The organism is Paraburkholderia sp. BGA-UO-ETr-F21 (assembly GCF_059567925.1).
This window is the reverse complement of the sequence record NZ_JCAQOY010000009.1, coordinates 216887-242491: the sequence shown is the minus strand read 5'-3', so window position 1 is coordinate 242491 and position 25605 is coordinate 216887. Positions and strand designations below refer to the sequence as shown.

At 61.8% G+C, this 25605-nt stretch carries 20 protein-coding genes and 1 pseudogene; 13 read left to right on the top strand and 8 right to left on the bottom strand.

Annotated features, from left to right (window positions below):
* The first annotated feature begins 17 nt into the window (after positions 1–17).
* Genes AC57B1_RS09205 through AC57B1_RS09175 form a run of 7 tightly spaced genes read left to right on the top strand, consistent with a single transcriptional unit; the run spans position 18 to position 8745 of the window.
* On the top strand, positions 18–1022 hold the full coding sequence (locus AC57B1_RS09205; protein ID WP_496417316.1) for a hypothetical protein: 1005 nt from the start codon (positions 18–20) through the stop codon (positions 1020–1022).
* Complete coding sequence (locus tag AC57B1_RS09200; protein ID WP_496417315.1) at positions 1019–1684, top strand: gluconate 2-dehydrogenase subunit 3 family protein; 666 nt, start codon at positions 1019–1021, stop codon at positions 1682–1684. Before AC57B1_RS09205 ends, AC57B1_RS09200 begins: the two co-directional genes overlap by 4 nt.
* Positions 1674–3317 (top strand): GMC family oxidoreductase, encoded by a 1644-nt coding sequence (locus tag AC57B1_RS09195; RefSeq protein WP_496417314.1) that lies wholly within the window; start codon positions 1674–1676, stop codon positions 3315–3317. The genes AC57B1_RS09200 and AC57B1_RS09195 overlap by 11 nt, the downstream gene beginning before the upstream one ends.
* Positions 3200–4300 (top strand): cytochrome c oxidase subunit II, encoded by a 1101-nt coding sequence (gene coxB / locus AC57B1_RS09190; RefSeq protein ID WP_496417380.1) that lies wholly within the window; start codon positions 3200–3202, stop codon positions 4298–4300. Before AC57B1_RS09195 ends, coxB begins: the two co-directional genes overlap by 118 nt.
* A gap of 11 nt (positions 4301–4311) precedes the next feature.
* A complete protein-coding gene (gene ctaD / locus AC57B1_RS09185) occupies positions 4312–6918 on the top strand; it encodes a cytochrome c oxidase subunit I (protein ID WP_496417313.1) in 2607 nt (868 codons plus the stop codon).
* 2 nt (positions 6919–6920) lie between these two features.
* The gene (locus AC57B1_RS09180; RefSeq protein ID WP_496417312.1) at positions 6921–7406 is read left to right on the top strand and encodes a hypothetical protein; all 486 of its coding nucleotides are present in this window, start codon (positions 6921–6923) and stop codon (positions 7404–7406) included.
* A 4-nt stretch (positions 7407–7410) separates the two neighbouring features.
* Positions 7411–8745, top strand: coding sequence for a cytochrome c (locus AC57B1_RS09175; protein ID WP_496417311.1), 1335 nt, complete (start codon positions 7411–7413; stop codon positions 8743–8745).
* A gap of 606 nt (positions 8746–9351) precedes the next feature.
* Here the strand turns inward: AC57B1_RS09175 and AC57B1_RS09170 are convergent.
* Positions 9352–9474 carry a hypothetical protein gene (locus tag AC57B1_RS09170; RefSeq protein ID WP_496417310.1) on the bottom strand — a complete coding sequence of 41 codons (123 nt, stop codon included), beginning with the start codon at positions 9472–9474 and terminating at the stop codon, positions 9352–9354.
* A gap of 133 nt (positions 9475–9607) precedes the next feature.
* Between AC57B1_RS09170 and AC57B1_RS09165 the strand changes: the two genes are divergently transcribed.
* Positions 9608–9895 (top strand): hypothetical protein, encoded by a 288-nt coding sequence (locus tag AC57B1_RS09165; protein WP_496417309.1) that lies wholly within the window; start codon positions 9608–9610, stop codon positions 9893–9895.
* A gap of 131 nt (positions 9896–10026) precedes the next feature.
* Positions 10027–10413, top strand: a complete 387-nt coding sequence (locus tag AC57B1_RS09160; RefSeq protein ID WP_496417308.1) for a DUF3022 domain-containing protein — start codon at positions 10027–10029, stop codon at positions 10411–10413.
* Between the two features lie 426 nt (positions 10414–10839).
* Here AC57B1_RS09160 and AC57B1_RS09155 read toward each other — a convergent pair whose 3' ends face one another.
* Positions 10840–11610 carry a DUF3047 domain-containing protein gene (locus AC57B1_RS09155; protein ID WP_496417307.1) on the bottom strand — a complete coding sequence of 257 codons (771 nt, stop codon included), beginning with the start codon at positions 11608–11610 and terminating at the stop codon, positions 10840–10842.
* 865 nt (positions 11611–12475) lie between these two features.
* Here AC57B1_RS09155 and AC57B1_RS09150 point away from each other — a divergent pair.
* A complete protein-coding gene (locus AC57B1_RS09150; RefSeq protein WP_496417306.1) occupies positions 12476–13822 on the top strand; it encodes a PQQ-dependent sugar dehydrogenase in 1347 nt (448 codons plus the stop codon).
* Positions 13823–14125: 303 nt separating this feature from the next.
* Here AC57B1_RS09150 and AC57B1_RS09145 read toward each other — a convergent pair whose 3' ends face one another.
* Genes AC57B1_RS09145 through AC57B1_RS09130 form a run of 4 tightly spaced genes read right to left on the bottom strand, consistent with a single transcriptional unit; the run spans position 14126 to position 19040 of the window.
* Positions 14126–15763, bottom strand: coding sequence for a hypothetical protein (locus tag AC57B1_RS09145; protein ID WP_496417305.1), 1638 nt, complete (start codon positions 15761–15763; stop codon positions 14126–14128).
* Positions 15760–16755, bottom strand: coding sequence for an AAA family ATPase (locus AC57B1_RS09140; RefSeq protein ID WP_496417304.1), 996 nt, complete (start codon positions 16753–16755; stop codon positions 15760–15762). Before AC57B1_RS09140 ends, AC57B1_RS09145 begins: the two co-directional genes overlap by 4 nt.
* Before the next feature lie 3 nt (positions 16756–16758).
* Entirely contained in the window at positions 16759–18741 is a 1983-nt protein-coding gene (locus AC57B1_RS09135) for a TnsB C-terminal domain-containing protein (RefSeq protein WP_183802646.1), read from the bottom strand.
* Positions 18738–19040: a hypothetical protein gene (locus tag AC57B1_RS09130; protein WP_496417303.1), complete on the bottom strand. Its 303-nt coding sequence runs from the start codon at positions 19038–19040 to the stop codon at positions 18738–18740. Before AC57B1_RS09130 ends, AC57B1_RS09135 begins: the two co-directional genes overlap by 4 nt.
* A gap of 750 nt (positions 19041–19790) precedes the next feature.
* On the opposite strand from AC57B1_RS09130, the gene AC57B1_RS09125 reads away from it, so the two are divergent.
* The 3 genes and pseudogenes from AC57B1_RS09125 (at position 19791) to AC57B1_RS09115 (ending at position 22556) form a co-directional block, all read left to right on the top strand.
* Positions 19791–20609, top strand: coding sequence for a hypothetical protein (locus tag AC57B1_RS09125; RefSeq protein ID WP_183802642.1), 819 nt, complete (start codon positions 19791–19793; stop codon positions 20607–20609).
* A gap of 1 nt (position 20610) precedes the next feature.
* Positions 20611–21264, top strand: a pseudogene (locus tag AC57B1_RS09120) (phage integrase family protein); the annotation flags it as partial.
* A 797-nt stretch (positions 21265–22061) separates the two neighbouring features.
* Positions 22062–22556, top strand: a complete 495-nt coding sequence (locus tag AC57B1_RS09115; protein WP_311733104.1) for a tyrosine-type recombinase/integrase — start codon at positions 22062–22064, stop codon at positions 22554–22556.
* A 599-nt stretch (positions 22557–23155) separates the two neighbouring features.
* Here AC57B1_RS09115 and AC57B1_RS09110 read toward each other — a convergent pair.
* Both AC57B1_RS09110 and AC57B1_RS09105 read right to left on the bottom strand, forming a co-directional pair.
* The gene (locus AC57B1_RS09110; RefSeq protein WP_183802639.1) at positions 23156–24154 is read right to left on the bottom strand and encodes a ParB/RepB/Spo0J family partition protein; all 999 of its coding nucleotides are present in this window, start codon (positions 24152–24154) and stop codon (positions 23156–23158) included.
* Positions 24151–25380: a ParA family protein gene (locus AC57B1_RS09105; protein ID WP_183802636.1), complete on the bottom strand. Its 1230-nt coding sequence runs from the start codon at positions 25378–25380 to the stop codon at positions 24151–24153. Before AC57B1_RS09105 ends, AC57B1_RS09110 begins: the two co-directional genes overlap by 4 nt.
* Positions 25381–25605: the final 225 nt, after the last annotated feature.

Genomic DNA, 25605 nt, shown 5'->3' with positions numbered 1-25605 from the left:
CGAAGGGATCCTCGTCCATGAGTTCTCAACGACTTACGGGGCTGCTGTGCGCAGTGGCGGGCGTTACAGCAGTGACCGCATTTGCGCTGCGGGTGAAACGCCACGGCGATGGTGTCGAAACGACTGGCGCGATAGAGCGCGCCCTGAGTGCGAGCAACTTTGCCGCGCCTTCGCAATCCGCTTTGTTGCCCGTGCTTCGGCCATCCGGCGTCCAGACCCACATCGAAGCAGCCCGACGCTTTAATCACAGTTCCGCGCTGCTTGCGCTCTCCGTACTCGCCGACAGCGCAATGGAGCACTATCGCGGCTCGTTCGACAACCCCGTGATGTATACGCCGCTCGTCTCAGCCACGCTTTCGCTGCTGGCCGGTCTGCATGGCGGGCGGGATCATCGGCAGGAGAAGCACCAGCTACGCCACGCGATTTATCTGGCTGCGGCCGTCGCGGGCATCGCGGGCACGGGCTTCCATCTTTACAACGTCACGAAGCGGCCGGGCGCCTGGAGCTGGAACAACCTGTTTCATGCGGCGCCCATCGGTGCGCCGATGGCACTGCTGCTCTCTGGCGCGCTGGGCGCCGTCGCCGAACAGTTGCGCGACGAGCCCGCGCACGACCCCCAACTGGTCGGCATGCCGGCCGGTCGCGCGCTTGGCCTGCTGGTCAGCGCGGGGTTGATCGGTACGGTCGGAGAAGTCGCGCTGCTGCATTTTCGCGGCGCGTTCCAGCATCGTGCGATGTATGCGCCGGTCGTCGTGCCGCCGCTCGCTGCGGCCCTGCTCGCCCAAGCAGCGCTCGGCGTGCCACGCGAGCGCTGGTTCACGCGGCTCTGGCTGCGGGTTACGACCGCGCTCGGCTTCGTCGGCGCCGGCTTCCACGCGCGCGGCATTGCTCGTCGGCAAGGCGGCTGGCGCAACTGGAGCCAGAATCTCTTTAGCGGACCACCGTTACCCGCACCACCGAGCTTTTCGGCGCTGGCGCTGGCCGGCCTCGCGGCGCTGCGACTCAGAGAGAGCGAAACATGAGAGACGCGAATCAGAAGTCCAGGGTCACCCGCTACCCCGGTTACGACGTACTCGACAAGCGTGACACACCATCATGGGACGACGCGACCCGCACGGTAATCGCGCAACGGCTTGCGACGCCCGCTGAACCGCATTTCTTTAACGCCGTCGAGTGGCTGGCGGTACGTGCTCTGTGCGCGTGCATCGTGCCGCAGGCAAACGCGTTGCCGGCTGTCCCGCTTGCGCTGCTGGTCGATGCGAAGCTCACAGAAAATGCCGGCGACGGCTATCGCGACGCGCGCCTGCCGCCGCTTCAGCAGGCATGGCGCACCGGACTCGCGGCGCTGGATGCCGAGAGCCGCGCACGTCACGAACTACCGTTTGCAAGCCTCGAAAAGGCCACCCAGGTGGCACTGCTCGAATCGATGCAGCGCGGCGAACTCACAGGCGACACATGGGCCGGCATGCCCGCAAATCTTTTCTTCGCCGAACGCCTGCTGCATGACATCTGCAGCACGTACTACTCGCACCCGCACGCGTGGAGCGAAATGGGCTTCGGAGGGCCGGCCAATCCGCGGGGCTACGTACGCCTGTATTACGATCGGCGCGACCCGTGGGAAGCCGCTGAAGCGGAACCCGGCCAGGAAGACAAGGCCCGCAAGGAGAACCAGCGTGCTCGATGAAGCCCAGCATCATCCGCGCGGCAGGAACGGCCGCGCTCCCGATGTGTTCGAACGTGGCGGCTGGGTGCCGATGCGCGAGTATCCGGATGACGAGGAGGTCGACTTCGCGATCGTCGGCACGGGTGCGGGCGGCGGTACGCTCGCCTGCCGGCTCGCGGAGCTGGGCTTCAAGGTCGTCGCATTCGATGCAGGCGCATGGTGGCGACCACTCGAAGAGTTCGCCTCCGACGAAAGCCATCAGGCAAAGCTCTACTGGACCGACGAACGCATCTGCGACGGCGAGAACCCGCTCAGGCTCGGCAATAACAATAGCGGCAAGGCCGTTGGCGGCAGCACGGTGCACTTCGCCATGGTGTCGCTGCGCTTTCGTCCTGAGTGGTTCAGGTCGCGCAGCGTGCTCGACTATGGCGCCGACTGGCCGCTCGACTGGCGCGAGATGTGGCGTTACTACGCGCAGGTCGAGGACGCACTGAAAATCTCGGGCCCCGTGAATTATCCATGGGGGCCGAAGCGGCCGCGCTATCCGTATAGGGCGCATGAATTGAATGCGGCCGCGCTCGTGCTCGCGCGCGGCGCCGAAGCGTTGGGCATCGACTGGACGGCCACGCCTCTGGCGACGCTGTCGGCGCCGCGCGGCAAAGCGCGTCCGTGCGTGTATCGCGGCTTCTGCACCTCGGGGTGCGCGACCAACGCCAAACAGAGCGCGCTGGTCACGTGGATTCCTCGCGCGGTGAGCGCCGGCGCCGAAATCCGCGATCTGGCAATGGTCGGACGTATCGTGACAAACGATGCCGGGCTCGCGACCGGTGTCGACTATCTGCGCGAAGGCCGCTGGCAGTTCCAGCGAGCGAAAAACGTGGTGGTGGCCGGCTATGCGATCGAGACGCCGCGTCTGTTGCTGATGTCGGCCAATGGCCGCTTCCCAGACGGCCTGGCCAACAGTTCGGGGCTCGTCGGCAAGAATCTGATGGCGCAGTCGAATCAGGCTGTCTACGGCACGTTCGACGAAGAAATCCGCTGGTACAAGGGGCCGCCGTCGCTCGCGATCACCGAACACTGGAATTACGAGGATACCGGTAAGGACTTCTTCGGCGGCTACGCCTACATGAGCCAGGGACCCCTGCCCGCGGGCTGGGCAGGTGTGCAGAACGGCCGCGGCTTGTGGGGCGACGCGTTGACCGGCGAGATGCACAAATACAACCATCAGGCCGGCTTGAAGATCGTCGGCGAAACCTTGCCGCAGGAACGCAACCGTGTGACCCTCGCTGACGAAAAAGATCAGTACGGCCTGCCCGTCGCGCGTGTGACGTATTCGCTGTGCGAGAACGACAAGCGGTTGATCGCCCATTCACTGAACTTCATGGAACAGGCACTCGGGGCTGCGGGCGGTAGTGAGATCTGGCGCGAAAACGACGATACATGCCACCTGAACGGCACCGCGCGCATGGGCCGCGATCCGTCGACCAGTGTCGTCAACGCAGACTGCCGAAGCTGGGATATACCGAACCTGTGGGTCTGCGATGGCTCGGTGTTTCCGACTGTTGGCGGCGTGAATCCGTCGCTGACCATCCAGGCGATAGCGCTGCGCACCGCCGACCGCATCAAGGCGCTCGCAGCGCGCGGCGAACTGTAGACCCACCAGGCGCCGACGTGAGCCTCCAGTCCACTCCCCTCGCGTACATCCTGCACAGCGCCGGTCCCGCGTCGCGGCCCGTGTTCATCCTGGACTGGGCGCTGACCACCTTGTGCGTCGCCGTATGCGTAGTGATCGCGGTGCTGCTGCTGATCGCGGTGTTCCGCCGACGCGCATCGATCGAGGAGAACGGCGCGGGCGGCGAAGCGATTACCGAGCGCGGCGGCGGCCGCGCGGTGCTGATCGGCACGCTGATCTCGACCGCGCTCCTGCTCGCCGCTCTGGTCTACATGCTGTGTGTACTAGCGGCGGTGGCCTCGCCGGCACGCGAACCGGCGCTGACGATCACCGTCACCGCGTACGACTGGTGGTGGAAAGTCGACTACGGCGAGAACGGTCCGCAGCACTTCACGACCGCGAATGAGATTCACATCCCGGTCGGCGAGCCGGTACAGGTCAATCTGAAAAGCGCGGACGTGATTCACGCATTCTGGGTGCCGGCGTTGGCCGGCAAGACGCAGAACATTCCCGGCCAGATCAACCGGCAATGGATTCAGGCCGATCTTCCGGGTGTCTATCGCGGCCAGTGCACGCAGTATTGCGGCGCGCAACATGCGCACATGGCATTTGAAGTGATCGCCGAAAGCCAGCAGGACTACGACAGATGGTTCACCGCGCAAGCCCGGGCGGTGGATGCGCCCACGAGCGCCGACGCGGTGCACGGCCAGCACGTATTCATGGACCGCTGCGCCGGTTGCCACACGGTGCGCGGCAGCGACGCGGCCGGCGTGCAGGCGCCCGATCTCACGCATCTGCTGAGCCGCCGCCTGATCGCCGCGGGCACGCTGCCGAACACGCCTCGCAACGTGATGGACTGGATCGCGCATGCGCAGGAAATCAAACCGCAGGCGCTGATGCCCGACATCGCACTGAGTCCGGCCGACAGCCGGGATCTCGCGGCCTACCTCGCGACGCTCAACTGATGGAACCCGACATGTCCACCACTGGAAGCGAGGACCTGGCCGCACTCAGGCCGGTCACTTTCCGCCGCGAACCGGAGATCGGCGAGGTGACGCCGGGCTCCGACGAGGAGCGTCGCCTGCACGAGCTGTGGGAAACCGAACCCGGCTGGCGTGGCTGGCTCACGACGGTCGATCACAAGCAGATCGGCCTGCGCTACATCGTCACCGCGTTCGTGTTCCTGCTGCTCGGCGGCGTCGAGGCTTTGGTGATGCGCCTGCAACTCGCGCGGCCAAACGAGACGCTGCTCACGCCGGACCAGTACAACCAGCTGTTCACGATGCACGGCGTGACGATGATTTTCCTGTACGCGCTGCCGGTGCTAAGCGGCTTTTCGAACTACCTGTGGCCGCTGATGCTCGGCTCCCGCGACATGGCGTTTCCGCGTCTGAACGCGCTGTCGTACTGGGTGTTCCTGTTCGCCGGTCTGTTCCTGTACGCGAGCTTCCCGCTCGGCGAGGCGCCCAACGCGGGCTGGTTCAACTACGTGCCGCTCGCGTCGCTCGACTACAACCGCGGCCCGAACATCGACGTGTACGCGCTCGGTATGGTGCTGCTCGGCATCTCGACGACCGTCGGCGCCGCGAACTTCGTCGTCACGCTGTTCCGGATGCGTGCGGACGGGATGTCGATCAACCGCTTGCCGATCATCGTATGGGGCACGTTGACCGCTTCGTTCGCGAACCTGTTCGCGGTGCCGGCCGTGAGCCTGGCGTTCTTCCTTCTGTGGATGGACCGCAACGTCGGCACCCATTTCTTCGACGTCGCGAGCGACGGCAGGCCGCTCCTGTGGCAACACCTTTTCTGGATGTTCGCGCATCCGTGGGTCTACGTGGTCGTACTGCCCGCAATGGGCATCGTGTCCGACGCGCTGCCCACCTTCTGCCGCCGGCCGCTGGTCGCGTACGCGGCGGTCGCCGTGTCGACCGTCGCGACAATGCTGATCGGCTTCGAAGTGTGGATTCATCACATGTTCGCGACCGGCCTGCCCCCGCTTGCGCTGGCGATCTTCGGCGCGGCCAGCATGCTGATTTCGGTGCCGAGCGCGGTCGCCGTGTTCGCATGGATCGCGACGATCTGGCTCGGCCGGCCGGTGTTCAGGACACCCTTCCTGTATTTCGCGGGCTTCGTGCTGATGTTCGTGATAGGCGGCGTATCGGGTGTGATGACCGCCGCCGTGCCGCTCGACTGGCAGCTCAACGATACGTACTTCGTGGTCGCGCATCTGCATTACGTGCTGCTCGGCATCAACGTGTTTCCGGTACTGGGCGGCATCGCCTACTGGTTTCCGAAGTTCACCGGCCGGCTGATGAACGAGCGTTTCGGCAAGCTGACCTTCTGGGTCGTGCTGATCGGCTTCAATCTCGGCTTTTTCCCCATGCATATCTCCGGACTGCTCGGCATGCCCCGGCGCGTCTACACCTATCCCGACGGCATGGGCTGGGACCTGAGTAACATGCTGACCACCATCGGCTCGTTCGTATTTGGCATCGGCGTCCTGATGTTCATCGCCAACGCGCTGATTTCGGCCCGACGGGGGGCGCGCGCCGGCTCAAATCCGTGGGATGCTTCGAGCCTCGAATGGTCGGTGCCATCGCCGCCGCCGCCGTACAACTTCGCGGTGCTGCCGATGATCGCGTCGCGCCATCCATTGTGGGAAGACCGCATGCAACTCGACGACGGCGCCGAACGTTCGAGTCTCGCGCGCGGCTACCTGCTGCATCGTGGCCGCGAAACGCTCGGCGTATCGCCGCTCGGCGGCAATGCTGACGTGATCCTGAAGATGCCGGAGGACAGCTACACGCCGTTCCTGCTCGGCGTGTTCAGCGCGCTGTTCTTTGTCGCGCTGCTGCTGCGCAGTCCCAGCTTCGCGCTCGTCATGAGCATTGCATGCGGGGCGGCGATGCTCGCGTGGCTGTGGCCGCGCCGCGCGCTCGCGCAGCGCGAACCGCCGTCGCCGGGCGCGCAAGTCGACGTCGCCACGCAAGACCTCGACGCTACATTGCCGGTTGGCAGTGCGGGCGAGCACTCGGGCGGGTGGTGGGGCGTGCTGACGCTGGTCGCGACCGAAGCCTGTCTGTTCGGCTATCTGATCTTCACGTACCTGTATTCCGAGTCGCAAACGCATCTTGCGTGGCCGCCCGAAGGGATGCCCAAGATCGGCATCGGAGGACTCAATACCGCGTTCCTGCTGTCGAGCAGCGGGTTCGTATGGCTCGCGGAGCGCGTGCTCAGGAAAGGCCGCAAGCGCAGCTCGATCGGCCTGATGCTGACCGCGATCGTGCTCGGCATCGTGTTCCTGCTGATCCAGGTGAAGGAATGGAACGACCACCCGTACGGAATGACCGCGCATCTGTACGGCTCGCTGTACTTCACGATCACCGGTTTCCATATGGCGCACGTGGTGGTCGGACTGATCGTACTCGCCGTGATGACGCTGTGGATCGCGCTCGGTTATCTGGACGCGAAACGCATTGCGCCGATCACGATCGGCGGCTTGTACTGGCACTTCGTCGACGTGGTGTGGCTGTTCATCTTCTCGACGCTGTATCTGTCGCCGCTCATCCTCCGGGGTCGCTAGTCATGCCTGCATCAGGTCTCGCCCCCTCCCAACCGGTGTCGCCGCGGCGCAAGCTGCTAGCGGCTTGCGCGATCGCCGGACTGTTCGGGACCCCTGGGGTGTGGCTGCTGCAGGTGATCGTCTCCGACGTGCTGTCGGCGAGCGCCTGTTACGGCGTCAGCGCACCGCGCGCAGCGCCGTTATGGAGCGGCTTCGACACGTGGATCTTCGTGATCTCGCTTGTCGCGCTGGTGCTGGCAGTGCCGTGCGCGGGGTTCGCGTGGTATGGCCTGATGCTAGCGAGACGCGTCGCGCGCGAACCCGACGCGCACACGCACGCGCATCGTCATGAAGCGCTGCGCACGCCGAAGCAGCTGCGCGGCGACGATTTGAGCCGGGTCCGCTTCATCGCGCTATGCAGCGCGCTGGTCGGCACGGGATTCTTCGTCGGCGTGATCTTCGTGTGGCTCGCCCCCTGGCTGGTCGGGCCATGCGGCAAATGGTACTGACACGATGAAACGAATAAAGCTGCCGTTCGCGCTCCCGTTGCTTCTAGTTACCTGTGCGACCGGACTGCTGTCCGGTTGCCAGAGAGGGACCGGCTCGGAACGGCTCGCCGGACTCGACGCCAGTTCGGCGCTCACAAGCGATCGCGCGCTGATCGCGCGGGGCGAGTATCTCGCCAAAGCCGGCGACTGTTCCGCCTGCCACGACGCCGCCGACAAGACTCCGTACGCAGGGGGCATGCCGGTCAACTCGCCGCTCGGTCCGATCTACGCGAGCAACATCACGCCTGATCCGACCTTCGGCATCGGCCGCTATACGCTGCGCCAGTTCGCCGACGTGCTGCGCTCGGGCAAGACGCCGGACGGCACGCGCCTTTATCCAGCGATGCCGTATCCGTCGTTCGCGAAACTGAACGACGACGACGTGACCGCCCTTTACGCCTACTTCATGCACGGCGTGAAACCGTCGACTAATCATGCTCCCGAGACCAGGCTGCCGTTTCCGTTCAACCAGCGCTGGGCGATGTTTTTCTGGAGCCATCTGTTCGGCAATCACGAGCAGTACGTTCCGAATCCGCACCGCAGCGCTGAATGGAATCGTGGAGCGTATCTGGTCGAAGGGCTTGGACATTGCGGCGCGTGCCATACGCCCCGTGGGCCTGCCTACAACGAATTGGGTTATGACTTCGAAAGCGACCACTACCTGACTGGAGGCGTTAACGACAACTGGTTTGGGCCGAACCTGACCGGCGATCCGGGCAGCGGCTTAGGCCGCTGGTCGCAGGATGACATCGCGGCGTTTCTGCGCGACGGGCATGGCGCGCGCGCGACCGCCTTCGGGGCGATGGCGCCGGTGGTCGGCGACAGCACGCAGTATCTGGGCGATTCCGACCTGCATGCGATCGCGGTGTTTCTGAAGTCGCTGCCCGCGCGGAACGCGAGCGGCACGTTCGACAACAACCCGCAGGCACGAACGTTGACTGCACGGGCGGTGAAGAGCGGCGAACTGGAGCGTCCGGGCGCGGGAATCTATCTCTCCTATTGCGCACGTTGCCATCGTGCGGATGGGACGGGCCAACCCGATAAGGCGCCGGCGCTGGCGGGCAACCCGCTCGTGATGGCCAGCGATCCGACCTCGGTTATCCGGATCGTGGTGGAAGGCAGCGAAAGCCCGAAGATGAACGACAACGCGAAAACACAGAAAATGCCCGCGTTCAACGATCAACTCACCACGACCGAGATGGCCGAAGTGGTGAGCTTCGTTCGAAACACGTGGGGCAATCATTCCGCGCCGGTGTCTGACCGTGATGTTCGAGCGTTGAGGTCGGCGATTCATAAATGAGGAAACCGGGGGCATGCTTTGTTGAGAACTGGGTGTTCGTTTCAGTGAAGGCGCCAGGACCCAGCTGGCGGTGGTGACCACTCCACGAATTTTCGTCGTCTCGCGGCATAAGTTCAATCCCGTGTTTCTTCGGTTTGTGTCAGCGCCACGTCACGTGCCCTGGCGAGCGCGGCGCAGGCATGCGAGCCATCCGTCGCTTAAGACATCGCGACCCTGATCCGTACGTATGCGTCAGTCGGATTTTCAGCTGGCATGTGGCCCGAGACCCCTATTGCTTCTCGCCTTCAGAACTTCCCTGTGCAACATCAGCTTGTGCGGAATCGCGCGCCACGCACCTTGTGCATCAAGGACACCGAGCTCGCTGCCATCGCACGGGCCACATTGAAACGGAACATCGCCGACGCCAGTTGCGTCGATGACCCGTGCTTGACATCATCGCCAGCTGCCTGACAGTTAAGGCATTGCTCGCCTATTTCAACCATCGTTTCCTGCGATTGCCGTCAGCCCTACAAACCCGCGTCACCCGTAGTGCTCTGTGCCGCGAATGATCGGCGGCTCGCGGGGAAGGCTCGACCAGGAGCCCCCCCACCCTTACGTAACACCGGTTCAAAAATCCTTTGCGGCCACGATGTCGGCCAGATCGAAAGCCGGGTTGCGGCTCTGGAAGCGCGAGGCATCACCGCTGCCGGGTTCCCAAGCGAACATGCCCGATCTCTGGATCGGCGCCATCCGGTGTTTCCTCCACGATCCAGACGGGTGGTAGCGCCGACGCGTCCAGCCTCTTCGGCTGCCGGAAGGGCAGACATGGTTCTTGCTGTACTCATAAATGGGCCACACGGGCTCCACTTTTGGCGGAGGGGCGATGAATGAAAATCTTAAGCACATCCTGTTGATCCTGTCGATGGCAGCGCTTGCTACGGCGGCCACAGGCTGCAAGAAAGGGGACGACAACAGCAAGGGCACCATGAACTCCGGAAGCAGCGGCGTGATGAGCAATTCTGCAGGGTTGAGCGGAACGCCCGGCACAAGCGACGCGGCCAAACGCGCGAGCGATGCCACGCCGGTGAGCACCCCTGCCACGACATCGAGCGAACCGGCGGTAACAACTACACCGGATGCGGCGGCAAGCGGCGCGTCGTCCGCGCAGTAAGCGCCGGACGGCAAAAAGCATGGCTCCCGGGCTTGATGTGACGTGCGCTGGCGCGAATAACTGTTTAACTATGCGGCGAGTTCGCATGCGCTGTTACCAACACGCGGCTTCGGCCGCATGGAGGATTCTCAATGAAAGACATTGACGTGAACCAGCGAGTTGAAGAAATCGAACTGGCGCTATCCACCCTATTCGAGTCTCCCAAGGCGCCCGCAATCAACAGTTATGACGATGGGACTACATTTTTTATCCAGGTGTCCTGGGTGACAGAATCACATGGTGACACGACACTGGACGCGCGATGCGTGCTCACTATGCGATTTTCGGAGTCGCAAATTCAGCGCTACGCGCAGCTGGACACGGCAAAACGTATCCTCGTGCGCGAACGCCTGATCAAGATGGTTCGAAGCCGTCTCCCGCTCGCAGGCACCGAACCGCCTTTGGACGGAGAGTGTGCCGAAGACCTGCAAGTGGACGATCGATTGCTGGAATTCGACGAGCCGCTCAATCCGTACTGATGGGAATGGCGCTGCAACCTGCATGCATGGTGCATGCAATACAAAAGCTCCGCTGCATGGCGCGGCCCAACAGCGACGTCAGATCAAGAGCGGCGCGCTGACTGTCCGCGTGCCATGACTCGCGGGTAGCACCTGGTCAGGGAGCCCGGTCATTCAGGCTGCTCGCTTTCGAACCCGCTTTTGCACCGCATCGCCTGATCGGTTCTTCACTCCAATCCAGGGAGCCAAAAGTGGCAGCCGCCACTGCATGACTGGTGGGTCGATCGCAGGTGACTTTCTCCTATCGGCCTGCTGTGCTCGCTGATCTGCGCCCCGACGGAATCGTTGAGGAGTGAAAATGCTGTCGACGGTCGCTTACGCCAGAACGCCGGAGCACAGTCCCGCGCATTGCGTTGCCGGGAACCGTCAGTGCGCGGCTTTGCGTCGTCAGCGCCCCGGCAGGAACTCGACGTCTCCGTACCAGGCGCGTGCCGAAGCACCGGTATTGTCGGTATCGGTCAGCAACCCGTAGCCGGTGACTCGCCCAGGCGATTCGTGAAAGACCTTTTCGTAGTCTTGCACGACGTTGCGGCGTAGGTTCTGCCATTGACCCGCGTCGCCGGGAAGACCGGAGACCACAATCATCTGTACGCGGTCGGTGTGAGGATTGGCAATGACTGCGCCTCGCGCGGCGTTGGTCGACCAGATATACATTAGCGTTGCATAGGGCAGATCTTCGCCACCAAGCCGCTTTGCCAGATCCATCTTGGCCCGGTCAAAAAACGACAGCTTGCTTTTGTCGCCGTCAAACAGGAACACCAGTCGTGCTGGGGCGTCTTCCTTCGATGCGACGCGATTGTCTGCGCCATCGATCGGTCGCTCTGCCTTCCAGCGCCACGCCACGACAGGTGTTCGCTCCAGGTCGATATCACCTTCATGCATCAGCGCAGAAGCAGAGCGGTTCGCGTCCGCCTGCAGGACGGTAGTGTGGCCGTCCTGAACCAGCGTGTACAGCGTCAAGGGCTTGCCGTGCACAACAGGCAGGTTCTTCCAGCCTGGCGGCAGCGGTGCACCGGGCTCAATCGAGGAAAAGGCGATACCCGGCTTTTCGTCCTGGGCAAAGAGGGCTGGCGGCAACAGCAGGAGAGCGATGCAAGCGGAGATCCAGACTGGCTGGGCTTTTCTCGTCCGCGCTTGATCAATCGACTTATGATGCATGGATGAAACACCTTTTTTGGCCAGTATCTAGTGTAGTCCACTCAACCGGCGGCGTTTTTCCTCGGCATTGCTACGCCGTCAGGTCCGTTTCGATGTTAAGGAAGATTCCCCTTCCCGTGGCCCAAGGCCAGCCCCCTTTCGCATAGTGGCGGATAAGGCACTACGCCCAACAAGCGGGCCGGCCAGCCGTGCGAGGACGCGTTGATTCAACCGAGCAGCGGCGCTAGTGCCAGGGCGGTGTAGAGCAGAACATGCGTTATGCGCGAGACGAAGCAGAGTAGCGGCGGCAGTTCGTCTGGCGTGGGCCAATGCGTCAATCGTCAGACCGCCCGGATTGCCATCACGGCGACGAGCGTCGCGCCAGGCCAAGATGCCAGGCGATCAGGCTAACCGGCTGCGTGTCCTTATGAACATGCGGCATTGTTCAGTCGATCACAAATTGCATAGCGACCACCAGGACAGTTAGCCAGTGCAGCGTGCTGCGCGACTGCGTCATACGCCGGAGGTCTGTTTTCGTATGCCTTAGCCATTCATGTTCCTCAAGTTGTCGCGACTTGAGGAACATATGAGGCGCGCAGCGTGCGAATTTTGAACCGACAGCCCGAAAAAAACAGCGCACTAACCCAGCCGATGCCAGCTACCTTGCCTTGGGGAAACCAACCGCTCGGCAGGGGCAACCCGGATGCTGGACGCCGTTGCCGTTTCCGCATAGTCGCCAACGTAACGTCAACGAGGCCGAAGAGCCGGGAGGCTGAGTTCTTCCGCGCGAATCACGCAACGACTTGCGCCGTGGGAGGTACGTGGCGGGCCGGCTTCTTGCTGTCTTCCATGCATCATCAACCAACGCTCATCGATGGGAATCCGCATGCGCCTGCTAAGCCGTCTGGCAATTTTAATGGTTATCCCCTTGGCCTCCTGCGCGGTCGGACCATCAAGTCCAAGCGATACGGGCTTCGGCGCGGCGCCGGTCATGCCGGCTCCGGAATCATCGTTGGTTCCAATGGTTAACATCGCGCCGGTTCAGCCGCGCCCCAACGGCTTCATGCCTACCGCTCCTGCCGGCTTTGCTGTCACCGAGTTCGCAAGTGGCCTCGCACACCCGCGTTGGCTTTACACGCTGCCTAACGGTGACGTACTGGTCGCGGAAAGCGACGCACCAAAAGAACACGATGAAGGCAGCGGCCTATTTGGCTGGGTGAGAAAGCAGGTCATGAGACGCGCGGGCGCCGGGGTACCAAGCCCCGATCGCATCGTGCTGCTGCGCGACTTAGATGGCAGCGGCGTCGCCAGGACGCAGACCGTGTTTCTGCGCGACCTGCACTCGCCGTTCGGGATGGCGCTCATTGGCAATCAGCTCTATGTTGCCGATACGGACGCTCTGCTGCGTTTCGACTATGTGATGGGCGCCACCCAGATTACGAGTTCCGGCGTCAAGGTTGCCGACTTGCCGGCCGGGCCGATTAACCATCACTGGACCAAGAATATCCTGGCCGATCGCTCGGGCAGGCATCTCTACATCACCGTGGGATCGAACAGCAACGCAGGAGAAAATGGGGTCGACGCGGAAGAAGGTCGAGCGCGTATCGTCGTGTTCGACATCGACACGGGTCATATGCGGCCATATGCGACTGGATTGCGCAACGCCAATGGACTTGCCTGGCAACCGGACAGCGGCGCGTTGTGGACAACAGTCAATGAACGGGACGATCTGGGCAACAATCTTGTCCCGGACTACATGACCGCCGTTAAAGATGGCGCGTTCTATGGCTTTCCCTACAGCTATTACGGCCAGCACATCGACACCCGCGTCAAACCTCAACGCCCCGATCTGGTTGCAAAGGCCATCCCGCCTGACTATGCTCTCGGCAATCATACGGCTTCGCTAGGTCTTGTCTTTTACGACCGGACGCTGTTCCCGGCTCATTATCGTGGAGGCGCTTTTGTTGGTCAGCATGGGTCATGGAACCGTAAGCCGCGTACCGGCTACAAGGTGGTGTTCGTGCGATTTGTCGATGGAAAGCCCGTCGGCGTACCTGAGGATTTCCTGAGCGGCTTTCTGACGGCAGACGGCTACGCCGTGGGTCGACCCGTTGGCGTCGCACTGGACGCGCACGGGGCGTTGCTCGTTGCCGACGACGTCGGGAACGCCGTGTGGCGAGTAGCACCGCGCAACAACGTCAAATCGGCAGATATCCCACTGGCCGGCAGATGACATGACCCTGGCGGCTTGTTCTGAAACCGGGTGGGAGCAAGGTTTAGAGCCGGCATTGTCGCGCTTCGGCAGCTTACGAAAATTGATCTGAACATCCGCGTCAGTCACCCACTCCGCCGACGAATTATTGAACGGCCGCTAACTCAACAATCATGCGGACGTTTCTGCTCACCTGGCCCGGCCAGGGAATCGTGACACAGTAGAGAGGCCTTTTTCAGTTTGATGCCCGCTTTAATCTGATGCGAGTCTTTTTCACAATTTTCCGGCACCGAACGGGACCAATGCAGTTGTCAGCGCAACATCTCACTCTGCATCGGAAGCCGCCAATACTGCCAGGACCATTGCCGTAACACTGACGCGGCGCCGATGATTCGACAGTGGCGAACTAACAGGTTGTACGGAAATGTCCGGTCGTGCGTCACGGATCGCGATAAGCCTCGGCCAGGTTTTTGGCGCTTCAGCTTTATGAAGGCAAGCGACGTGATGTTTGTAGTGTTCCGCTCCCGCCTGTACTTTTTCCAAGGATGCGAGCGGTTCTGGACGCGGCGTAGCGATCAACATTCTGTACTGCTTCCGATCAGGCTCTGCGTCCAGCACAACCCACTCCCGCTCCGGATAATCCATCGCTGGAAACGGCAACCATAAAGGTCTCGATCGCGCGCCTCCGCCGCTGGCCTCCTCAAGGTAGCAGAAAAAACTGTCGAAACAAGCCAGTGCAAAAACGTGCAGGATTGCCCAGCGGTCGACCGACGGAGGCCATCCCGGCAAGCCAACTGGCGCGAAGAGCGAAAGCCAGACAAGAACACCGAGCAGCCCGTGTTCGCATCGGCCGAAAAGATGCGCCGGTACGCCAACGCCCTCCCATTTTGTCCGCCATCGCAGTACCGCTTGAGCAACCGGACAGAACGGTGTCGTTGTGCGTGCGTCGAGCCGCCAGGTGAAATAGCGGCCGGCGGTATAGACACACCTTCGGTGCCTTTGCACGACATGTCGTATGAGATGTCGTCGAATCGACTTATAGCACGCGATGGCGTCAGGCAGCAGGTCATCGGAAGTGGATACCGCCGGCGAACGGGGTAAATCGCCGACGCACTTACGGCGATGGTCAACATCTGCTTTTAGCGAATCGCGAGCAAAGGCCACCGGATGGACCAGGACGTCCGAAACGCCTTCAGTTTGCCCCTGCACGACATGCGCGCAGAAGCCGCCGACCCCATCCGCGCCGCTGCCCCTTGGCGGCGCCGACGCCAGCCAGGCCTCGCAAACGTCCGACTGGCCTAAGTTAGCCAGTAGTTGCCGAAGATTCGATGAGCGGCGGCCGAACCAATCCCGAGCAAGACCGTGCGCGACCTTGCACCGGTACACAAGCGATAACCTGGTCGCCGGATCTTCTGCCGCGCCGGGCGAGCGAACCCAGTTGTGCCCGCAAGTCGGACAACATAGGGGCAGCCGGAAATTGCACGCCTGCAGCCGATAGGTCATCAAGGCCTCGCCGCATTGGATACAACGGTCACGCAGTGGACTGCCGTGGACTGGGCATGTCTTGCACCCGTCAGACTGGAAGACGGCGAGATGAATGCCGCGCGCCGCACACTGCATGCACCACATCAATTGTTGCGGTCCGACACCCCGCGAGACATCGCTAACCGGCAAAAACGCAGCCGCGACGTCGCAAAGCGGAATGCACATCAGATCGGACATCCGGAGGAGATCGAACTGTCGCATGTCGCGCAGGTCGATGCCGTGCTTCACAGGCCAGCGATCCGGTTTTCGTAAGAAAAGTTCCGCCAATGCGGTACACGACAACGCGTTCAATTGCTGGAACCTGGCGAGCAGCATAAACGCGGACTGACCTGGCAGATTCCAGTCGTCGCGCCAGCACCACTCGCCGACTCGAGAATTGTCCGCCCCGGGTAGCAGAATTTCGAAGCGACTTTTCATGGTGCAGCAGCTACGTCGTCAACGAAGATGATGCGCAAATCTTCCAGTGCCACGACGTAGTTGGATTCGTCTACCGCTTGCGCCCACGATGCGGGGCTGAGTGCAAAATCCGATGCGTCGTGCTTCATGTTGTCGTTTAATGCGATCTCGATATTGCGCGCCACATACTCCATCGGCACCTCCATCGTGAAATCAAACCGCGCGCGCCGGTGCGCAGCGTCAAAGGCTTCCCACAACACGACGTGCTGCTTCTCAAGGCGGAAGCCGGTGTCGAATGCGCGTTGCAGAAAATAGCGCGTGTAAGGCCAGTCACTGCCGTCTGGAAAAGTGGACGTGTCGTAAGCGGCGAGCGACATCTTCAGATCGTCGGCGGCACGAAAGCCGTCGAAGCGCAACTCATCGACCATGAAACGGGACACGATCTGCGAGGTGTCTACGCTCTGCCGGAACGAACTCTTGCGGTTCGGGATGCCAGGTTGACCGACCAGGAATGTGAACATCCGCATACCGCGACGCTCGAGTTCGTCCTGCACGTCGCGCAGCCATTCGTAGTGCTCGAGTTCGAGCCGCTGCGCCTCGTCGACAAATACGATCAGTTTGTTGCCGGCGGAACGTTCGACCAGTTCGGCCAGCTTATGGTAGAGGCGTAGTCGGCGCTGCAACGCCGTGCCGCTATCAGGGCGCCCATGTCGTGCCGCCTCGAGCAGCATGCCGAAAAACAGTGCCTCCGAGCGCGACGGATTGCGCGGCATGCCGATCGTCAGGACCGCCACGCGAGGCAGTTCCAAATGGAGCAGCCGGACACAGTATCGGATCGCATAGGTCTTGCCCCAGCGAGTGTGTCCATAGATCACAGCGCCAGCGACGCCGCGACGGATGCACTGACGCACGCGTGAGTACATCGCCGCGATTGCCGGGGTGGGCACCATGTACGTCTGGTTCACGAGCGGATGCGCCGATGGATCAACGGGGCGTTTCAGCGAATCAGGCATCGTTCACCCGAACGTAAAAATCTGCGTGAGCCACGGTGCGTCAGGCCTCTTTCGGGCAGGTGTCTCTGCCGCCGGCGCCTCGCTTTTCACGGCTGGGCCCGCGTGTGCGACATCGGGTGAAGGCAGCGCCTGGTGCGACTTCGCCCGGTCTGTCAGCATGCGCGCCAGGTCATTGGCGTCGCGTGTATGGCTTCGCGCCTGTTCCTTCTTGTAGGCAAACCACGCGCCAACGGGATCGCTGCCCTCACGCACCGACAGCTTTCGCTGATGGATCAGCGAGAAGATTTCCTGTCGCACGCGCAGCGAATGTGGCGTAAAGCACCAAGGGCGTGCGGCAGTCAACACCCCCAGTTCTGACCCGTCCATATGGAACGCGTGCAGATGGCGAATGTCCTTGACGTTGAAATAGATTCGAAGCTGCTTGCCGATTAGCCCTGCGATGCCTGACAGCACCCTGCTGTCGTAGCGCACGTGTTCGAAATTGACATGCGGGCGGTCGCCGTGACTCACGTTGCCGCGAATGGTGACAACGCGGGCCTCCTGAAGCAGGCACAAGGTGCTGCGTCGGGCCACTGGTAGCGTTCGCAGCAGGCCGTCCTGTTTTGTGAGCAGGTACTGCATTGCCTCCAGCGGCGTACGCCCGCCCAGTCCTCCATGCGGCTCGCCGTTGTAGTTGGCGAGAACCACGTCGATCACATCCTCGAGTTCGTCGAGCGTCATCATCAGAGAGGCCTTCTCGCCGACATCATTGAGCACCCGTTCGACTGCACGCGGACTGCTGCCCGTGGTGGCTGGCAATCTGTGCGCGAAATGCGACGCGATCTGATCGAAGAAGCGCTCAATCAGCGCGCGTTCGTTCTTCTGGCCCGGTGGCCCGTTGTCGGCTGTGCAGCCGATGACCTGGGTCAGGCGCTCAAGTGTCGCGTTCGCGAAATGTGCCTTCGCTGCATCAAAGCGGAACGTACCCCAGCACGCCCACGCGGTAGCCGGAATCATCTCAGACGGAAACCCTCCGCCGGGTCTGACCGTCAGCGCCGGAATCTTCGAAGCGCGTGCTGCGTGTGGCATGAGGCTCGCCTGCAAGGCCGCGGCAATGTCGTCCTTGTTGTACTCGCGCCCCAGCGCGAGCGCATAGCCAATCACTGCACGGGTTGCCACATCGAGCACCAGCAGGATCCAGATCCTGTGCAGCACGAGCAATGTTTCGAAACCGAACGGATCGTCGATGCGCAGTGTCAGGCGCGCATCGATCTTGTGACCGTCGAATTCGACCGCCTCAAATGGACGGGTTGCGGGTTTGCGAACGGCTTCGGGATCGTCGTTCCAGCGATGGCTGATCTGCTGGGCGCCTGCTGCCCGAGCCGCCGCGTCGAAATTACGGTTCAACAGCGCGCGGGCGTGACCGGCAAGCGATCGCTCAGCGAGATATTTCTGGTTGAATGGATAGTCGTGCGCCTGAATACCTGCCTGCCGGCATTGCGCAAGAAAGCCTCCATGGAGTCGCCACAGGTGCCGATGCACTTCGGCGAGCTCTGCATGCTTCCTGCTCCGTTCGGCGACTTTGCGTTCGATCCAGCGCGCGATGTCTGGATAACGCTGCAGCAACTGGCTGAAAGCGCCGCTGGCATTGCTTGCAATGCCCTCGCGGGATGGCTTGACCGGCGAGCGTCGGTCGTACGACCGCGTATGCTGATAAGGGATCAATGCGCGGCAGCCGAAGATTCGACCATCGTCGTGCTGCGTGATGCATCGCTCGAAGACGCGATAAAGGTCGTTAAAACCAACTCCCGTTTCGCGGGTGATTTCGCGAAGGGGTGTATGTCCATCCACAAATAAGGTCATCGCCCGGATGCTGCGCGTCAGCAGATCGCGCCCCTCGTCAGACAGCGCGCTGTCGTCGGCGCCCGGCCATTGCCCGATATCTGTCAGATCCGGCGGAATGGAGCGGCGGTCGAACCGCAACGTCCCGAAAGCGATCATCTTCATGGGCGCTCCAGACGGGTACGCGGCCCGAGCGGTTCCAGTGCAAGCGTTGGACATCGAACCTGTCCATCAAGCACCAGTCTGAACGCTGCGGAACGGACCAGCATCGGATCAGCCGCAGCGAATTGCCGCTCCAGTTCTGCCAACGTGGTGCCATTGCTGCACGCAATGAGTACGCCGGGCATCAATCCGTCAACCGGGAGGGCGTGACCGCTCACCAGGTAACGGAGCATCATGATCCGGTTCTCGCGCAGCAGATGTGGGTCGTCGAGATCCTGCGGATGAATCATCTGCAACTGCATCGATGACGCCCGGCTCCACGACTGAAAAGCCGGGAACAGGGAATGTCCTTGCGACACAGAAGTCCATTCCGCCGTTCTCAGCACGACACACAATTTCTCGTCGTGACGCGTGCGGACCCAGAAGTCGACAACCCGCGACGGCTTAGCGTCCGGGATGCACAGGGGCCGCTCGCAGTAAGTGATCACGTGCGGGTCTGATTCGAGGCGAACCCAGAGATCGAGGGCGAGCCGACCGAACAGGGTTAGCCGGCGCCCGATCTTCGGACCGAAGAGGTCATATCGATGAGCGCCGTGCGGACGTGCGTTGTTGACTGCCCGCGAGAAACGTGGTGGTATCGTCGACAAAGCTCCGGTTTGCCCGACTATCATGTTTTAGTACAAAACGGACCGGACATCCGCACCTCTGACAGCCACGTGAGTGCGGGTTTGCACGCCGATGCAATCACTACAAAATACGTACCATTTGCTACGTTTTTTCTCGGCCATTAATGTGTGTATACACACATACCACATTTTGGCGGCCTGACTGCTCGTCGACCGCGTCCAGCCGTGAAACAATCCACCGGAAAGCCGGACAAATTGGCCGCAAAGTCTTACCGCCATTGCTTCTTCGAGTGCTGAAGTCGATCACCCGGCTGTTTCACGGACTTGCCGGCCGGGCAATGCCAGGCATGTGACATTTCAGACATTCGCTTCCTTCATTTGGCATTTCCGACTTTCGCTTCTTGACGCGCGGAAGCAAAAGTTTTGATGGCGCAGACGGCAACCCAACCCTCATCCGTTACAGACCACCGAGAGGTGCTGCAACTTTCCCTTCAACCGACGATGAGCGCGACACTCTATGAACTGACGGCCAGCGCCGCCCGGATGTGCCTGCCGGCCCCGACACCGGACGCGGCACCAGAGGGCTGGATCGATCTGTTCGACCAGTGGCAGACGCTGGCCGGCGCTGCCCTCGGCGGCCTCATGGGTGTAGCCGGTGCCTGGGTTGTCGCGGCCAGTCAGCGTACCCGGGAGCAGCGCATCGCGGCGGGCATGGTCATCCACGACCTGCGGCAACTCGATGAAGCGCGCAACGGCTCCGAGCGGGCGTTTGCCCTGATGCCACCGCCGCCCGCGACAATGCCGCTGCGGCGCGCCCACTTCGAGGACGTGCGCGTGATCAGCACGATCGAATGGCTCGCCGGACATCGGCCTGCGCTGCTCGCGTTGCATACCCCCATGATTGCCCAGCTCAGCGATATCGATGCGCGCCTGTCCAGCCACCTTTTTCAGTGCGAAAAGGTACATCGGGAGTTTGAGGCGGCGATCGCTACGGTGGGGAAAAACGAGGACATCGACGCGCCCCGGATTTACCTCGACTGGCGACGCTGCAGCGTGCATGCAGGACTTGCCGCCTACTTTCTCGAGCGGTTGGTGCTTTCCCCGTGGCCGCGCTGGACGCAGTGTTGCCGAATGAAGTTCTGGCCCGGCAAGCTCGACCGAGAGTCCCAAGGCGCGCTCTGCGGGGAGCTGCCCCCTCCGCGGCAGTACGAACCGCAACCGTCACGGCCATCAGGAGATTCCTGATATGACCGTACCGGTGCGTCGTCTGACCCGTCACCACTTCGCGCTATACCGAGGCTGGCTGGAAGGCGCAGCGATCGAGGGGCTGCATGCGACCTATGGCGAGCCCGGCACCGACGTGCGGGTGACGCGTCGCCTCGTCGCGACGCTGCGCGACACCCTCGCCACCGGCGCACGGCGCGCGCGCGACGTCGAGGCGGCGCACCTGCTGCGCCTGAAACCCGGCAGCGTCCCACCGGCCGAGCTGCACGGCCGGGATGACGTGCCCACGCTCGAGGCGTACCGCGCGCAGGTCGATCCGGACGGCTTCTACAGTGAGGCCGAGCTGCTCGAGCTCTACCGTGCGGATTTTCCGCCGCAGGCCTCGGCGCCGTATCGTCAGCGACTGGACCGGAAAATTGCACGGAACGCGCGCCTGCGCACCCGCCAGGCCGCCGCGCTTGCGCGCATGGAGCGGGCGCTAGCCGAAGATCCCGCGCCGGACCACCCGGTTGACGGCTGGTTCGCGCCGGCGATTGCCGCCCGCCTGCAGGCGGCCGGGCTCGCGACCCTAGCCGATCTGCTGACCCTGATCCAGCGCCGCCGGCAGCGCTGGTACACCGCCGTGCCCCGGCTCGGTCCGAAGGGCGCGCAGCGCATCACCGACTGGCTGGATCTGCACGCGCGTTCGCTGCACTGCATCCTCTCCCCGCTTGCGACCACGCCGCGCAGGCAGTTCGCGGTGGGCCATCCGGTGCTCACCCGGCCGGCCGTCAGCGCCGACGTTGCGCCACTGGAGTCGCTGCGCGTGCCGCCCGAACTGGATGGATCGCAGGGCCTGAACCGGGCGCCCGTGCCCGCCCACCAGGCGGAACTCGCCACCGACCTGGACGCCGTCAACGCGTGGATCGCGATCCGCGGCGAGCGCAGCCCGCACACCGCCCGCGCCTACCGGCGCGAAGCCGAGCGCTTGCTGCTGTGGGCGATCATCGTGCGGCGCAAACCACTGTCGTCGCTCAATACGCTCGACTGCCGTGAGTACATCAACGGCTTTCTGACCGACCCGCAGCCGGCCGGGCGGTGGATCGGCAACGGCAAGGCCGAGCGGTTCGACCCGGCCTGGCGGCCGTTCGCGAAGAAACTGCCGCCGGCAAGCCGGGAGACTGCCCGCAAGATCCTGTCGGCCCTGTGCAGCTGGCTGGTTGAGGAACAGTACCTGCTGGTCAACCCGTTTCACGGGCTGCAGAAGGTGGACAGTGCGAAGCCGCTGGTCGACGTGACCGGGCGCACGCTCACGCACGCCCAGTGGCGGTTTGTGCTGCAGACGGTTAGTCGCGTTTCCCTTACGCCGGCCCAGCAGCGCGACTATTTCGCCCTGCTCTTCGCGTACGCCACGGGGCTGCGCCGCGCCGAGCTCACCAGCGCAACGGCCGACGCCCTGTCGCGCAAGGCGCTCGACGCCGCGCTGGGGGACGCCTGGACCCTGACGGTGATGGGCAAAGGCCGACGCGAGCGACGGGTGCCGATGCCGCCGCGGCTGATGGACGAGCTGGCCGTCTGTCTGCAGCTCAGGCCGGTGCCCTGCACGCTGGACACGGTGCCAGCGGCCACGCCGCTGATCGCCCACCTGAAAACCGGCAAGCCGCTGTCGCCCGATGCGCTCGCGCGGCTCTACAAGGCCATCTTCACGGAGCCGCCGCCCTGCTGCGGCCCGCGTACCCGGGCGCAGCGGCGGATCTGGCGAGGGCCAGCACCCACTGGCTGCGGCACACCCATGCGAACCACGCGCTCGACGCCGGCGACGACCTGCGGGACGTGCGGACGGGACTCGGCCACGCCAGTCGCGGCACGACGACGCTCTACACCAAAGGGGACGCGGTACGCCAGTACCGGGCCGTGGAGCGGTTTTTGATGCGGCGCTGGAGGACGCTGCCGCCGTATCGCCAGTCTGATCCGGCCGAAAACAGCTGACGGAGCCGCACTATCTGCCGTCCGCATGGCCCTTTTCCCCGAATTTTGTCCACTCGGCGCGCGCAGAGGCCAATGCTCAATCGGATCTCTTGCTGGAATCTCGTCGGCGAAAGACCGTGTCCGATACACCCTACCCTCCTGCGCAGGCTCCGCTGGAACGTTTTTGAATCGCTATCGTAAAAGCGCTCGCGGAGCAGCGTCGATGTACGACCGTCAGTTTTCTGACAGTCGTATCGATCCAGCTCCGCGCGAAAAGCCATTTCTGACACCTTTCTGATACTTAACTGTCAGAAAGGGAAACAGCGAGAAACCGCCACGGATTCGCACGGCGCGCAGCCCCTCATAAACCGTCCCACCGTCGTCCTATATGCCGCACTTGGCGCGTAGCGCCCGTAGACGGACCTACGCAAATTCAGTATATAAGCGCATCCGGTTGCGAGGGCCGGCTGAGAAAACAACAAGAGGCTTACATCGAATGATGCCCGACCCCTTGCGTTTTAAGTTATTGATTTTCAACGAATTCCAACTTGGATAACCTCGCCGACACAAACCAAATTTTATCTAAGTCATTGTTTTTATTGCACATCCAGATTGGATGACTATGCGATATCTTGCTCGCCCAGTTCGCTCTCGATGAATTGCGCGATCCGTTCGCTCCACTCTTCGGCTTTTGCCTCACCATCTTTACCCCTGAATCGCAAACCTATCACCCCATTTCGCACAGAGACATCGCAGAATTTTCGCTTTCCGACCGTGATCGTTTTCACTGCAGGCCGGATAGGTTTTGGCCGAGACGGTGTCGCGAGGGTCAGCGCCCGCTCCTGTGTCATTTGATCCGATTCAACCAGCAGTTTGATGGCTTCCGTTACTTGAGTTCCATGCCCTTGCTCCGCCAATGCGGCAAACTTCGCTGCGGCGGTGCCACCAAGGCGATGAGGGTTGGTCGCGAGAACTTGCTTGGCCTCCGGCGGAAGGTGGTCGAACGACAGGATTCGGGCCACATGGCTCTGCGCTAACCCGGATGTTCGAATTATGTCCGCCTGACTTAACCCCAAGTTCTGTTGGATTCTCTGAAATTGTCTGTATTTTTCGAAATCGGGCAATGACGGGGCTAGCAGGTTCGAAAATGCTGCGCCTAACTCAACCTCTGTATCTGTGCCTTCAAACGGTACACCGCGAATCTTTGCCCGCTTCAGATCGTCACGATAGATAGCAACCCGGTTATTTCCGGAAATGATCTCGTTCCGACCATCACCGAGGGGTCGATAAACGATCGGGTGGATCAGAGGATTAGCCTCCAAGTTAGCGCGTAGCTCACCATATTCCTGCTTCGATAAAATTCGACGTCTTCCAGGCACCTCAACGAGCGTTGATATCTCAACCTCTTCAGATACCGTCCCAGTGCTAGATTCGAGATCCTCGATCCGCCTCATCGCCGCCTGAAGTTCACGCTCCTTTTCAGCGAGCAGCGGGAAGGACGCCATCAATTGACCTGGCGCCGTTTTAGGCCGTCCCGCCTGATCATCATTACCTTTCTGGGGACGTGGGGACGTGCCTATCGAAGCGGCCTTTGCCGCGAGTCGGTCTTTAATGCTCATTTGGCCTCCTTGTTCACGTTCCACAACGCTACTAGTTGCTGATCAATAATCTCGGCGAAACGATCGTAGGCTTCACGCGCACGCTGATACGTCTTGAGACTCCCCTGATACCGCGAAATATCGTAGACAGTTCCGAACTCGGCTGCGGCTGTTTGCGTCACCGCAGTCGTCGGGATCTCAATCGGAAGCACGAGACCTTCATATGTCTTGTTGATCCAGTCACGAACGATCGGGGTGGCGGCCTGACTTTGGTCGACCTTCGCAAGCAACACGTGAATAAAATCGAAGCTCTTTACAAGCTCGGGCGCCACCTGAGTCATACTTTCTGAAAGATCCGAAAACAAGCTCCAGAACTGAGTTGACGAGGCGTAATCCAACGCACTCGGCGGAGTCGGCACGATTAGGCCGTCCGCCGCCATGAAAGCGTTGATCGTGAGATAGGAGAGGGCAGGGGGGGTGTCGATAATGACGACGTCGTACTCGTCCAGCAGCGGGGCGAGCCCCTTGTTCAAGACGTTCCAGAATTGAAATGTCTGGTCCTTCGACTGTTTGAAAGGAAGGAAAAATTCCGCGCCAAATAAGGCGGCACTGGCGGGAATAAGGTCCACGCCATCCCAGTAGGTCGATTGGACGGCATACTGCAAATCGTCCACATCGCCGTAAATTAATGGGAGGACGGTCTCCTCATCCGAGACTTCGCTATCCGCCAATATCCCATTGAGGGCCGACAAGGAAGCTTGTGGATCCAGATCGACGAGCAGGACCTTCCGGCCGAATAACGACAACCCTTGCGCCAATGTCATGGCAGTCGTCGTCTTGCTCACGCCGCCTTTGAAGTTCCCGATCGCAAGCTTCTTCCCTTTGACTCCAGCCGGCCGCTTTGCAAACGGAGCGATCTCGCCGATCCAAACGCGCGCTTCCTCAAGGGTAAATTCCCGGCTTCGACTGTGCCGAAGGGTTCCTTGCGGCAGATTCGAGTCCGTTCGTGAGAGATAATTCATCCGCTGCCGATCGATCCTACAAAGATCCCCGACTTGTGCTGTTGTGAAAACTGGCGGATTTTTACGCGGATGCGGAGCGAGCATGCTTTCGCGAACGTCCACAAGCATCCCGCTCGCGTTCTCTGCTATGGCTTTGATAGCCGACAGCGGCATAGATTTCGGGGCATGTTTCAATTGGATCGACATTTTTGGCTTCTCAGAGCGCACACGCGCTGTTGTATTCATCAAAGGCTCCCTATTTTTGGTCATGCCTAGTCATTGAGCGCAACGTGATGGTTTCAACACAGAAAGCCGAAAGCCGCAATCCGTGTTGAATTCCGCGAAAGCTTAGTGATGAAATTGGAAAGGCGCAAGAAAATTTGCCAACAACACCCATTCCACGGCGTTTGTTGACCCATTGGAGAGAAAGCGGGCTTTTTTTCCGCGGTGCACATGCAGCTGCCCGTCAGC

What these genes read in the sequence shown, in the direction of transcription:
- AC57B1_RS09155 (WP_496417307.1), bottom strand. Translation starts at nt 11,610, where the DNA reads ATGCATCATAAGTCGATTGATCAAGCGCGGACGAGAAAAGCCCAGCCA.
- AC57B1_RS09110 (WP_183802639.1), bottom strand. Translation starts at nt 24,154, where the DNA reads ATGAGCATTAAAGACCGACTCGCGGCAAAGGCCGCTTCGATAGGCACG.
- AC57B1_RS09170 (WP_496417310.1), bottom strand. Translation starts at nt 9,474, where the DNA reads ATGGCGCCGATCCAGAGATCGGGCATGTTCGCTTGGGAACCCGGCAGC.
- AC57B1_RS09165 (WP_496417309.1), top strand. Translation starts at nt 9,608, where the DNA reads ATGAATGAAAATCTTAAGCACATCCTGTTGATCCTGTCGATGGCAGCG.
- AC57B1_RS09140 (WP_496417304.1), bottom strand. Translation starts at nt 16,755, where the DNA reads ATGCCTGATTCGCTGAAACGCCCCGTTGATCCATCGGCGCATCCGCTC.
- AC57B1_RS09205 (WP_496417316.1), top strand. Translation starts at nt 18, where the DNA reads ATGAGTTCTCAACGACTTACGGGGCTGCTGTGCGCAGTGGCGGGCGTT.
- AC57B1_RS09180 (WP_496417312.1), top strand. Translation starts at nt 6,921, where the DNA reads ATGCCTGCATCAGGTCTCGCCCCCTCCCAACCGGTGTCGCCGCGGCGC.
- AC57B1_RS09145 (WP_496417305.1), bottom strand. Translation starts at nt 15,763, where the DNA reads ATGAAAAGTCGCTTCGAAATTCTGCTACCCGGGGCGGACAATTCTCGA.
- AC57B1_RS09130 (WP_496417303.1), bottom strand. Translation starts at nt 19,040, where the DNA reads ATGCAGTTGCAGATGATTCATCCGCAGGATCTCGACGACCCACATCTG.
- AC57B1_RS09125 (WP_183802642.1), top strand. Translation starts at nt 19,791, where the DNA reads ATGGCGCAGACGGCAACCCAACCCTCATCCGTTACAGACCACCGAGAG.
- AC57B1_RS09135 (WP_183802646.1), bottom strand. Translation starts at nt 18,741, where the DNA reads ATGAAGATGATCGCTTTCGGGACGTTGCGGTTCGACCGCCGCTCCATT.
- AC57B1_RS09160 (WP_496417308.1), top strand. Translation starts at nt 10,027, where the DNA reads ATGAAAGACATTGACGTGAACCAGCGAGTTGAAGAAATCGAACTGGCG.
- ctaD (WP_496417313.1), top strand. Translation starts at nt 4,312, where the DNA reads ATGTCCACCACTGGAAGCGAGGACCTGGCCGCACTCAGGCCGGTCACT.
- AC57B1_RS09175 (WP_496417311.1), top strand. Translation starts at nt 7,411, where the DNA reads ATGAAACGAATAAAGCTGCCGTTCGCGCTCCCGTTGCTTCTAGTTACC.
- AC57B1_RS09105 (WP_183802636.1), bottom strand. Translation starts at nt 25,380, where the DNA reads ATGAATACAACAGCGCGTGTGCGCTCTGAGAAGCCAAAAATGTCGATC.
- AC57B1_RS09200 (WP_496417315.1), top strand. Translation starts at nt 1,019, where the DNA reads ATGAGAGACGCGAATCAGAAGTCCAGGGTCACCCGCTACCCCGGTTAC.
- AC57B1_RS09150 (WP_496417306.1), top strand. Translation starts at nt 12,476, where the DNA reads ATGCGCCTGCTAAGCCGTCTGGCAATTTTAATGGTTATCCCCTTGGCC.